The sequence below is a fragment of the Vibrio sp. SS-MA-C1-2 genome (assembly GCF_021513135.1).
Lineage (GTDB): Bacteria > Pseudomonadota > Gammaproteobacteria > Enterobacterales > Vibrionaceae.
On the sequence record NZ_CP090980.1, the window covers coordinates 555,270 to 567,306 of the forward strand.

Consider the following 12,037-nt stretch of genomic DNA (forward strand, 5'->3'; position numbering starts at 1 on the left):
TGATCACTTAGCCACATTACCTGCGACATTTAACGTATCCCATGTACGGGCAAAAGGAGGGGCATAGCAAAAATCAAGGTAACCTAATTGCGAGGTTGTCATTTTCGCCGTCACAGCAACAGCCAGCGCATTCACTCGCCCTACCGCACCTTTTTTGCCGACTACTTCTCCGCCCAATAACACTTTACTGGCTGGTGAATAGATCAGCTTAACCATGATATCTTCTTGACCTGGGTAGTAATCAGTCTGATTCTTATCTTCAATCAACACCGTCTTATACGGAATATCAAAACGTTTAGCCGTTGCTTCTGTGATGCCCGTTGTGGCTAATTCTTGATCTAATACCTTCAAGCATGAAGAACCCAAGAAGCCCTCTAAAAAGGTCTCTTTACCCGCTAAATGGTCCGCCATCATTCGTGCTTGTTTATTGGCCGTTGTCGCGAGAGGAAGGTAGACAGGCTGTTCTAACACTTGATGATGCGCCATCGCACAATCCCCCATCGCATAAATATTTGCATCATTCGTTTGACCCAATTTATCCGTTAGTAGCGCACCATTTTGGGCTTTATCTAGATCAAAAAGCTCGGTATTTGGTTTAAAGCCAAGAGAGAGAATAATAATATCTGCAATAACACTGCCACTATCGGTGATCACGTTATAGCTACCATCACTATTATCTTCAATACGATTTACAGTACAATTTAACTTTAATTCACACTGTTGATTAATCATATCCTGTTCAACAATATTGACCATTTCTGAGCTAAATTGATGGGTTAAAATAGAGGCTTCGCGTTCGATAACCGTCACGTCTTTACCTAGATGATGTGCGCTATCAAAGACTTCTAATCCGATAAAACCGGCACCAATCACACAGATGCGTTTAAGATCTAGGTTATTAAATGCTTCTTTAACCGCTAAACCATCTTCTTGAGTCGTCAAAGTATAAACATGTTTAGGGTTATACGACCCAAAGTTTGGTTTAATCGGCGTAGCGCCAGTACAAATAATTAATTGGTCATAGCTTTCACTATAGGTTGTCCCTTCTGACTCAATAAATAGTGTCTGATTATCACGATTTAGCGATAAAACTTGGCTGTTTACACGAAGATCTAGGCCAGATTTAATCGCTTGCTCTGGGGTGCGAGAGATCATTCGCTCAGTATCATCAAACATATTGGCGGTAAAATAAGGTAAACCACATGCACCGAAAGAGACATAATCTCGTTGCTCAATCACCACAATTTCTTCATCTCGACAGTTTCTTCTATATTTAGCAGCAAAGCTCATACCTGCAGCATTACCACCAATCACGACTGTTTTTTTCATTTTTTCTATTTCCATAAACATGAATAAGTCCCTGCTATTCGTTCAATAACAGGGACTCTATTTTGATTAAATCATTTTATTCAATCAATCTTAAATTGTTGCTTGTTCATTTTGTGGTTGAACCACTGCAGCATCAAACTGCTCGTTATTTAATGTTTTATTACTATGCGCAGTTAATAGGCCAGATAACATAGAACCAGAGATATTCAGTGCCGTACGCGCCATATCTATCAATGCTTCAATCGAGACTAAAATTGCTACAACGGTAATATCTAAGCCCATCATCGTTAATACTGCGATAGCGGCAAACGTTGCACCACCACCCACACCAGCAATACCAAATGAAGCAATTGCAATCACCACAACCAACTGAAGGATGAAACCAAGATCAACAGGGATACCCATCACTTGTGCCGCCATAATTGCTAACATAGCAGGGTAAATTCCCGCACAACCATTCTGGCCAATGCTTGTTCCAAAAGTCGCAGACATATTTGCCGTCTCTTCATCCACCCCCATTGTTTTGGTTTGCGTATCAACATTAAGAGGAATAGCCGCCATACTTGAACGAGAACCAAAACCAAACACCAATACTGGCCAAGTCTTCTTCATAAACTGTTTAGGAGAAAGACCAAACATTGAGACCATGACAAGATGAACAAGGTACATGGCAGTGATAGCGGCATAACTTGCCACTAAGAAGCGTCCCATTTCAGCAAGAGCAAATAAGTTATTGGTCATCATAAACTTAGTCATCAGTGCAAATACACCGTATGGCGTCAGTTTCAGGATTTCACGAACCATTGAAAGTACCACTTCTTTCGCTGCATTGATAAAATCAATAAAACTTTGTATTTTTTCTGGCTTACGCTTTTTAACTTGGAGTACACAATAACCAAGGAACATACCAAACAGAACCGTGGATAACGTTGAAGTTCGTTGTGACCCTGTTAACATATCAAAAATATTCGAAGGAATAATTGAAAGTGCAAGACCAGAAAGTCCTTTATCTGCCAGTGAGCTCTGCGCTGACATAATAGATTGACCACGTGCCGCAACCGCATCACTGCTTCCAATTGAGTTAACCAGCGTATTTGCATCAATACCAAATAGGTAGATACTAGCGACACCAATAATCGCAGAGATTGCAACAGTAAATAATAATACCCCAATCACTTTAGGCGCAATTTTAGACAATGCACCGTTTCCATCAACATTCATAATTGATGAGATCATTGCCACAAAGACCAATGGAATAACGATCATCTGAAGCAACTTAATATAGCCTTTACCAAAAACGGTAATTAATTCAGAAAAACCCGCCAGTGATTCATTGCCATAACCAAAGACTAATTGGATTGCTCCACCAAATAATAAACCTCCCACTAACGCACTTAATACTCGATAATTAAAACTCTTCTTCTGCTTTTTAAACTTGGATAACATAAAGTAGAAAGCAAAAAAGAGAAGACTTAACATAATAAACGCCATACTCATCAGTACACCTCAACAATCCATAAATAATTAATAATAAAGAAAAATTTTATGCGGTTATTATAGATTTGAGAAAAAGATATTCAACATTATCAAGCAAAGAGGAAATTAAATTCATATCACAATTCCAACATAAAATATTAATTTCATTGTGAGTTAATTAACACAAATAAAGGTTAATTTATTAATTAAATAATTAAAGGTCTCAATTTTACATCATTAATAAATATAAAATATTAGTCACCTTTTTGATATAAATCAATATTAATAAGACGTAGATATAAATCCTGTCTTATATCATTATTATTAATAGTGATAAACAAAGTAAATAAAGATAATTGAGAGGAAAATAAAAAGCCAACCACCTAAAGAATTAGACAGTTGGCAATAACAAAGGAATGAAAAATATAAATATTAAACTAGCTGCTTATATAGCGCATGATACTCTTTTGCGACATCACTCCAAAGGAATTTTTTCCCCATCGCTCGTAATTGAACTTGACGGAATTCATTCTTCTCTTGGATATAGAAAAGTAAGCTTCGTTGTAGGGTCACTAACAGCGTCATTGGCTCAGGAGTTAGGAAGCTAAAACCTGTTGCTTCTTCTGGTTCATTATCAAAATCAATCACCGTATCGGCTAAACCACCGACAGCTCGTACGATAGGTAACGTTCCATACACCATGCTATAAAGTTGATTTAAACCACAAGGTTCAAATAAAGATGGCATCATAAAGAAGTCTGAACCAGCTTCAACCCAGTGGGCTAAACGGTTGTTATAAGCTTCAACAAATGCCAACTTATTTGGGTATTGAGCAGCAATGGCATGCAACTCTTTTGCTAATACCGGATCACCTGTCCCGACAATCACCACTTGAACTTGATTCTTCAAGAATTCAGTCAGGATCGGTAGTAGAAAATGAATACCTTTTTGTTCGGTTAAACGACAAACCATCCCATAAATAGGAATATCACCAACAGGGAGTCCCACTTCGGCTTGTAAGGCCTTTTTGCAAGCATTCTTACCACGAACCATACTATTTAAATTAGCACGATATTTTTGTGGAATGTCTTTATCTAACTCTGGGTTCCAGTCGCCATAATCACAACCATTAATAATCCCAGAAAGATCATCACGGCGGCTAGCAAACTGATCAGACAGACCATGAGCACCAAGATAGGACGTTAACTCTTCAGCATAAGTCGGGCTAACGGCATTGATCTTATCGGCACATAAAACGCCAGCTTTAAGGAAGTTAACGTAATCGATATGTTGTTCAAATTGCAGATTAAAGTTTGCCAATAACTCAGGAATGAATTTAAGCTCATAATAGGAGTAAATCCCCTGAAATACCGCATTATGAATCGTAATAACACTTTTACTATTTTGATAAAAAGCACTATCTTGGTAGCGATATTTAAGTAAATAAGGAACTAACCCGGTATGCCAGTCATTACAGTGAACGATATCTGGTTTAAACCCGATCTGTTCAGCACAATCTAATGCGGCAGCACTAAAGAAAGCAAAACGCTCGCCGTTATCCTGATATGCTTGATTATTTTCAGCATAAAGCTCTTTACGATCATAGTACTGGCTAGCATCGATACCATAAACTAAAGTTTGATCAAGCTGCATTTCCATCAAGTTATAATCTTGCTCAGGAGAGCCAGAAAAACTCGGCAATGTGCATGCTTTAACTAATTTTGCTTGTTCACGATTCTTAATTGAACGATAGAAAGGCATTACAACACGGACATCATGTCCTTGTTCAATTAATGCTTGCGGCAGAGACTTAGCAACATCTGCTAAGCCTCCAGTTTTCGCTAACCCTTCAACTTCAGATGCAATAAAAAGAATCTTCAATTGTTTAGAAGCCAACTTTCATTCCTTTTTCAATCACAACAATACCTTCATCTGAAACATGAAAACGCTGACGATCCTCTTCAATATTCTCGCCAATCACCGTGCCTGGGGCAATTTCAACATATTTATCGATAATGGCACGCTTAATTACGCAGTTTGCACCAATCTTCACATCACCAAGAAGAACAGATTCAGTGACTATTGAGCCTTCTGCCACATTCGAGCGGAAACCTAAAACAGAATGGTCAATTTGTGCCGCTTGAATATAACTACCCGCAGAAACTAAACTGTTGTGAACTTCAGCACGAACCCCATTCTTATCAATAAAGGTGGCAGGTGGTAACGCTGGGTAATGTGTATGTAGCGGATGCTTACGGTTATACAGTGTAAACGGTGCATCATCCATTAGCAGATCCATATGTGCCTGCCAGTAAGAGTGGATAGTACCAACATCACGCCAGTAAACCGTTTTCTTTTCCCCATCAATGTAGTGAGTGCTGAAGTCATAAACATAAACAGGGTTATTAGGGAATAATTTAGGAATGATATCGTGACCAAAGTCATGAGTCGAATTCTCATCCGCGGCATCTTCTTCTAGTTCACGGTATAGCGTTTTTGCTTCAAAGACATAGTTACCCATAGATACTAACGCGTGATCAGGATCATTTGGTAGTGATTTTGGATTTGCTGGTTTCTCTTCAAATCCGATCATACGACCGTCTTCATTGACTTCGATAACACCAAAAGAAGACGCTTCGCTCAACGGCATACGAATCGCTGAAACCGTTAACACAGCCGACTTTTCTTTATGGAAATCAATCATCTGACGAATATCCATTTTATAAATATGATCACTACCGAAAATACATACATGTTCAGGTTGTGCATTTTGCATGAAAGTCATATTTTGATAAATCGCATCCGCCGTTCCTTCATACCAGTTTTTACCGGTACGCATCTGCGCAGGAATTGGATCGATAAAGCGATCGGTGATAGTCGAAACCGTCCACGCTTTCTTCATGTGCCCATAAAGAGATTGTGATTTAAATTGCGTTAAAACGTAAACTCGCATTAAATCGGCATTAATGAAGTTATTCAATGCAAAATCAATCAGGCGATAACTACCACCAAACGGCACTGCAGGTTTTGTTCGAGAGTTTGTTAATGGACGTAAACGAGAGCCTTCGCCACCCGCAAGTACCATACCTAAAATTCCAGCCATATCTAATTCCTTCTAAATAAAATTTTTATCTGTTTATAATTATTGTTTTTTTGTTAATAAACCTATTGGTTTGATCTTATTTATAATAACAAAATTTCTTGTAAACAAAAATCACTGTTTTGTAAATTATTTACAAAAATGAAACAATATTCATAATATCAATGCGTTTGCTCAAGAAAACAATCATATTACAAATAAAAAAGTGATAAGCTGGATATTTGTCACACAATAAAAGTCAGTATGTCATTAGATAATATCAACCTACTAGCCCTTAGGCGGAACAACCTTAACCTTCTGATAAAACTATCTATTTTATTGAAAGCCAAGCAAGTATCAATGGCTGCAAATCAATTGGGTATTTCTCAATCGGCAATGAGCCATATCTTAAATCAGGGAAGAGATCTTTTTAATGATCCCTTACTGGTACGAGGTCAAAAAGAGATGTTACTGACTGATAGAGCAAAAGAGTTGCAAATTCAACTGGAGCAGCTGCTAAGTTCAGTCTCTTCGCTCTTTAAAACAACTAAATTTGATCCTTCAGAGGCAGTTGGCAAAATACGTTTTACTCTGTGTGACTTCTCCGCTGAAAAATGCATCGCGCCTCTACTCACTTATGTTGCTGAACTAGCTCCTCTACTCGAAATTGAGTATGTTCCTTTTATAGCCGATCCTGATTGGTTGATTCAAGAAAACAAAATTGAGCTATATATTGGCCACCCTTCTCGCTTATTAGGTATCCATCAAGAACGTATTGCTCATCACAGCTGGTGTTTTTTCGCTCAAAAAAATAAGTTATCTAGCAATCAGCTGAAGTTAGCCGCCCCTTCCGCTCAATTTAACCTCATCTCCAATCAATCTCTGTTAACGAATGACTGCCAATTTGAGTCAGAATCAATGTTGGTATTACAACATGGTTTACAGTCTGAATATTATAGCGTTCGTCTTCCTTCTCACATGGCGTATTTAATGGAAAAATTACCCAATATTGATCAGTTAGAATACACACCGAGCTCAGAAGACGAGGACATGGATATTGTTATGGCTTGGAGTGAAAAATGGCATGATAACCCTCTACATCACTGGTTTCGGAATCAATTATCACGGATCTATTTAGAACAATTATTCCCAAATATAATCACTGAACAATCAAATGACAGAGTGTAGATTCTCAACAGTTTTTTAAAATCATTAGAAAATATCGTTAACAAGTAGGACTTTAAAAGGATTTATAATCAATGTTTTCAACCTCATCAAAACAACTACAACAACTTGACCTCAACCTTCTTCTCGGGCTCACGATACTTTTAGAAGAGTGTCATATTAGCCATGCGGCGCAAAAGTTATGTATAACGCAGCCAGCTATGAGTCAGATGCTTGTAAAATTACGACAACTTTTTGATGATCCCCTATTAGTTAAACAGGGTAAAACCTTTACATGTTCTCCTCTTGCCAACCAATTAAAACCACAACTCCAGCAGATACTCATCCAAGCTGAGAATATTTTAAAACCGCCCCAATTTGATCCTCAAAATAGCCAAGGAACGATCAAGTTTGCAACTCAAGACTATTCCACCAGCACGATGATTGAAGGGTTATTACGATTAATTAAGCCACAAGCCCCTAATTTAAAATTAAAATTTGTTCGCACTACCGAGGACCTCTATCAACAATTAGAACAAGGAGAAGTTGACTTGATTATTGGGGGTCTAGATGCGCCGCCTGCGTCTATCCATGCTCGTCGAGTATTATTAGAGTCCTGTGTGGCAGTCTCTAGCCGAGATCACCCATTAGCAACTAAAAGGGGACTCACTCTTGCTGATATTGCTCAATATCCACAAGCAAAATACACCCCCAAAGGTATTAGTGAAGCAACGGTCTCACAACGCTTCAGACAACACAATCTTAAGCGTAATATTACCTTTAGATCGAGTTCAATGATGGTATTAATTGCATCATTAAAAGCAGGAAAACATGTCGGTTTTGTCGCACAAAACACCTTAACAGATGAACTCATTGAATTAGATGTTAACTTTACCTTACCTGATTTGGACGTTTTCGTTTATTGGCATGCACGATCACACCAAAACCCACTACATCAATGGTTTCGACAGCAATTATTCAATTTTGCCGCCAAAAGTCACCCTCAAATAAAGCAAGATAAGCTTCTAATAAATAAGTAAATCGAAATTAATCTAGCCTGTAAATATTAAATATCTCTCTCATCCGTATGAATAATGAGCATTTAACATTATAATAACATTAATGTCTGTATACCCCCTATAGTCGGAGTCGCTACCGTAATCACCGTACAAGCCTAGCAGCTTCAAAATAAGAAGGGGTTAACGTATTAGGAGATAACTGTGGAAAAAATATTACCAACACAAGCGTTATTACAGTGGAAGGATGAGAAACCTAATACGACGTTTCTCCGTCAGATCGATCAACGTCAATTTGTTGATTACCGCTTTCAAGATGTTGCCAATCAAGCACTCACCATAACAGCCGCATTACAAAATTTAGGTCTTGAACGCGGGGACAAAGTCGCGTTGATGTCCAAAAATTGTGCCGAATGGTTTATTACCGATTTAGCCATGATGTTTGGTGGCTTTATTAGCGTTCCGATCTTCCCAACGGCAGGAAAAGAGACCATTGAGCATGTGTTGTCTCATAGTGAATCTAAAGTCCTATTTATTGGTAAACTCGACAGTACCAAGGTCATTGAAGAGATTGATTTAACTAATCTAACGACAATCTCTCTGCCTTATCCAACAACCTCGTGTCAGCATACTTGGCAATCACTTTTAGAGAGCAATACACCAATCACTAATATCCAGCATCCTGAATTCAAGGATGTTATGTCTATTGTATATACATCTGGTACCTCAGGACTCCCTAAAGGAGCGGTGCTAACCTATGAAGGGTTTTCATGGACATCAATCCAGTTGATTAAACATCTGCAATTAGCTGACAATGAACGCCTATTTAGTTATCTACCACTGGCACATATTACTGAACGTGTATACATTCTAGGTACCTCTGTGATTGGAGGGGTTCAAGTTGCATTCCCTGAGTCATTAGAGACCTTTATTGATGATGTCAAGATGCAAAGGCCGACGCTCTTTGTTTCGGTTCCTAGACTTTGGACACTATTCCAACAACGTATTCTTGAAAAACTGCCACAAAAGAAACTGAACTTTCTACTCAAAATTCCATTTGTCTCCTCTTTAATTAAGAAGAAACTAGCAGACGGTTTAGGACTTGATCAGGCGAGAGTGCTCGGTTGTGGATCAGCCCCCGTATCAGCAGGATTATTACGTTGGTATGAATCGATCGGACTGAACATCACTGAAGCTTGGGGAATGACCGAATCTTTTGCATACGGGACGATTAACTACCCATTTAACAGCGATAAAATAGGCACTGTCGGTCATGCTAGTCTCGGTGTAGAAATTAAAATTGCCGAAGAAGATGGGGAAATTCTTGTTCGAAGCGAAGGGTTATTTGCCGGTTATTATAAAAACCCTGAAGCGACAGCTGAAACGATTATTGATGGTTGGCTCCACACAGGAGATATTGGCTCATTAGATAATCAAGGTTACCTCTCAATCCAAGGACGAAAAAATGATACCTTTAAAACAGCCAAAGGTAAGTTTGTCTCTCCTGTACCGATTGAGAAACGTATTTTTGAATTAACAAAAATTGAACAGCTTTGTGTGGTTGGATCGGGGATGCCAGGACCCATTTTGCTCGCTATCCCCCACCACTTTCCCAATTTTGATCGACAACGTTATTTGAAGAAACTGAATCGCGCGTTAAAACAGATCAATAGTGAACTAGAATCACACGCAAAAATTCGAGGTATTTTAGTGATTGATGAACCATGGAGCATTGATAATGGCATCTTAACACCAACACTTAAAATTCGTCGTCATATGTTAGAGAAGAACTATCACGATATAGGGCTAAATTGGCCGAATGATAAACAGGTTATCTGGGAGGATGAACTGTAACGGCTGACTCACTCTTCCTACCTCATGCATTACCTACCGGGCTTGGCGTTGTTCTTCGATGATAATATCAAGCCCGAAAGAGGCACCACAGTAAGTTATCTCGTCTAATAGTCACCAATATACCTAGAATAATTGGAGCGGCTAGTAGATGGAAAATGCGAGAGACTCTATATGATTGGGGCGAACAAATTTGGTCAACAACTTGCAGCTTCAAGTATGCAGAATATAACTCAATACGGAAACACAATAATAACACCCAAACCAGAAACGAGAACATCTCACCAAATTTATATACATATTCAAAGGAACTAAATATAAGTTTCAGCATTAATCAATAGCATCTCCACACATATCCCTTTACAATTAGGTCAATTACTTTAAGGAGATATCTTATGACTGATCAAGTAGAAGCACCATGTGAAGCTTGCGGCTGTGCAGGCGAAATGGGCTTTATTATTAAAGCTGGAGACGAAGTGGCAACCGTCACTATTTTTGCTAACGGAGCAAATGTTTTACTCGCTGAGCTAGAACAGTACCTTGCTATCGCTCGCGAAGTTAACGCTAACATGGAATACGAAGCAACCGCTGTTGATGAAAACAGTACTCAGCTTGATGCGCGTATTCAATTTGAATGTAGCGCAGAAAAAATCATTTTTGAATTAAAGAGTCGCTCTTTAAATCGATAAGCTGATAAACCAATATTATTTATAAGAGTATTACTTAAAAAGTATTACCCTAAATAATATTGGCTAGAAGCAAATAAAAAAGCGTCGTTATTATCATTCTGTATTTTACAGTTGGATAATAATGGCGCTTTTTTATTATTTAGCTATAGCTATACCCAAAGTAATTGGAGTTGCTAGTAGGCGGCAAATGAGTGAGGCCCCATGAGTATAGGTGTTCTCTATGATTGGGGCGAACGAATGCAGCCAACAACCTAGCAACTTCAAGTAAGAAGGGTATATAGCCAAAGTAATTGGAGCTGCGAGTAGGCGGCAAATGAGTGAGGCCCCATGAGTATAGGTGTTCTCTATGATTGGGGCGAACGAATGCAGCCAACAACCTAGCGACTTCAAGTAAGAAGGGTATATAGCCAAAGTAATTGGAGCTGCGAGTAGGCGGCAAGTGAATGAGGCCCCATGAGTCTAGGTTTTCTATATGATTGGGGCGAATGAATATAGCCAACAACCTAGCAATTTCAAGTAAGAAAAATATATAAGCCATTTTTATTCAACTATAGTTATATTATCTATGAAGTTTTATTTTATATCTTCATTATTTAACATGATCAGGATAATTAAATCGATAAGGGATACTATGATTAAAAAATTACTTCCACTCACAATCCTATTTAGCCCATTAGCGACGGCTGATAACCTCATCAATTGGTGGGACATGAGTTTAACTGGATTATATGGACAAAATTATGAATTCTCGCCATCAGATAAAGAAACAACAATAACTTTCGAAACTGCAGGTGATTGGAAATACGGAGACTGGTTTGCCTTCCAAGATGTCTACTTCTATAACGACTCAAATACAGGCCAAGCACAATCGACTTATGGTGAGATAGGTCCACGCTTTAGTGTGAACAAAATCTTTGGCACCAATATCCATGCCGGACCATTAACAGATGTCTCCTTAGCGTTAACCTTAGAAGAAGGCCGTGGCCCTAGTGAGAGTTTCCTTTATGGTGTCGGTTTAGACTTTGATATCCCCTACTTCAATTACTTCCAGTTAAATACCTATCGTCGAGAAGCATTAAATGATAGTCGTAATGAGAGTTATGGCTGGCAGTTAACACCAAGCTTTAGTGCAGACATCCCTGTCGGTAATAGCCGAATTATCGTTGACGGTTATATTGACTGGGTGTTCGCCACAGAAAAAGATGATTATAAAGAGAACTTCCACTTAAACCCTCAGGTTAAATATGATTTAGGCCAAGCAGTACTTCCATCAAATAAAAAAAATGCCCTATTAATCGGTATTGAGTACGATTATTGGAAAAATATTTATGGGAATACGGACGGTGTTGACCAAAATACCTTCTCTTTTATTATTAAGTCCCATTTTTAAAAAGTAAAATCCATTCTATGCCTATAAAAAAAACCATAACTTC

At 38.4% G+C, this 12,037-nt stretch carries 9 protein-coding genes; 5 read left to right on the plus strand and 4 right to left on the minus strand.

The window, feature by feature from the left end:
* Positions 1-3 precede the first annotated feature (3 nt).
* From L0B53_RS02500 to glgC, 4 genes are all read right to left on the minus strand, one after another.
* On the minus strand, positions 4-1,329 hold the full coding sequence (locus L0B53_RS02500; protein ID WP_235058902.1) for a CoA-disulfide reductase: 1,326 nt from the start codon (positions 1,327-1,329) through the stop codon (positions 4-6).
* Positions 1,330-1,419: 90 nt separating this feature from the next.
* Positions 1,420-2,826, minus strand: coding sequence for a cation:dicarboxylate symporter family transporter (locus L0B53_RS02505; protein WP_235058903.1), 1,407 nt, complete (start codon positions 2,824-2,826; stop codon positions 1,420-1,422).
* 411 nt (positions 2,827-3,237) lie between these two features.
* On the minus strand, positions 3,238-4,701 hold the full coding sequence (gene glgA / locus L0B53_RS02510) for a glycogen synthase GlgA (protein WP_235058904.1): 1,464 nt from the start codon (positions 4,699-4,701) through the stop codon (positions 3,238-3,240).
* Positions 4,691-5,908, minus strand: a complete 1,218-nt coding sequence (gene glgC, locus L0B53_RS02515) for a glucose-1-phosphate adenylyltransferase (RefSeq protein WP_235058905.1) — start codon at positions 5,906-5,908, stop codon at positions 4,691-4,693. Before glgC ends, glgA begins: the two co-directional genes overlap by 11 nt.
* Positions 5,909-6,244: 336 nt before the next feature.
* Here glgC and L0B53_RS02520 point away from each other — a divergent pair, with 336 nt between their 5' ends.
* The 5 genes from L0B53_RS02520 (at position 6,245) to L0B53_RS02540 (ending at position 11,994) form a co-directional block, all read left to right on the plus strand.
* Positions 6,245-7,072, plus strand: coding sequence for a LysR family transcriptional regulator (locus tag L0B53_RS02520; RefSeq protein ID WP_235058906.1), 828 nt, complete (start codon positions 6,245-6,247; stop codon positions 7,070-7,072).
* A gap of 71 nt (positions 7,073-7,143) precedes the next feature.
* Positions 7,144-8,088, plus strand: coding sequence for a LysR family transcriptional regulator (locus L0B53_RS02525; protein ID WP_235058907.1), 945 nt, complete (start codon positions 7,144-7,146; stop codon positions 8,086-8,088).
* A 180-nt stretch (positions 8,089-8,268) separates the two neighbouring features.
* Positions 8,269-9,918: an AMP-binding protein gene (locus L0B53_RS02530; protein ID WP_235058908.1), complete on the plus strand. Its 1,650-nt coding sequence runs from the start codon at positions 8,269-8,271 to the stop codon at positions 9,916-9,918.
* Between the two features lie 392 nt (positions 9,919-10,310).
* Entirely contained in the window at positions 10,311-10,604 is a 294-nt protein-coding gene (locus L0B53_RS02535; protein WP_235058909.1) for a DUF406 family protein, read from the plus strand.
* Between the two features lie 631 nt (positions 10,605-11,235).
* Positions 11,236-11,994, plus strand: a complete 759-nt coding sequence (locus tag L0B53_RS02540) for a hypothetical protein (RefSeq protein ID WP_235058910.1) — start codon at positions 11,236-11,238, stop codon at positions 11,992-11,994.
* Positions 11,995-12,037 lie beyond the last annotated feature (43 nt).

What these genes read in the sequence shown, in the direction of transcription:
- L0B53_RS02535 (WP_235058909.1), top strand. Translation starts at nt 10,311, where the DNA reads ATGACTGATCAAGTAGAAGCACCATGTGAAGCTTGCGGCTGTGCAGGC.
- L0B53_RS02505 (WP_235058903.1), bottom strand. Translation starts at nt 2,826, where the DNA reads ATGAGTATGGCGTTTATTATGTTAAGTCTTCTCTTTTTTGCTTTCTAC.
- L0B53_RS02525 (WP_235058907.1), top strand. Translation starts at nt 7,144, where the DNA reads ATGTTTTCAACCTCATCAAAACAACTACAACAACTTGACCTCAACCTT.
- glgC (WP_235058905.1), bottom strand. Translation starts at nt 5,908, where the DNA reads ATGGCTGGAATTTTAGGTATGGTACTTGCGGGTGGCGAAGGCTCTCGT.
- L0B53_RS02520 (WP_235058906.1), top strand. Translation starts at nt 6,245, where the DNA reads ATGGCTGCAAATCAATTGGGTATTTCTCAATCGGCAATGAGCCATATC.
- L0B53_RS02500 (WP_235058902.1), bottom strand. Translation starts at nt 1,329, where the DNA reads ATGAAAAAAACAGTCGTGATTGGTGGTAATGCTGCAGGTATGAGCTTT.
- L0B53_RS02540 (WP_235058910.1), top strand. Translation starts at nt 11,236, where the DNA reads ATGATTAAAAAATTACTTCCACTCACAATCCTATTTAGCCCATTAGCG.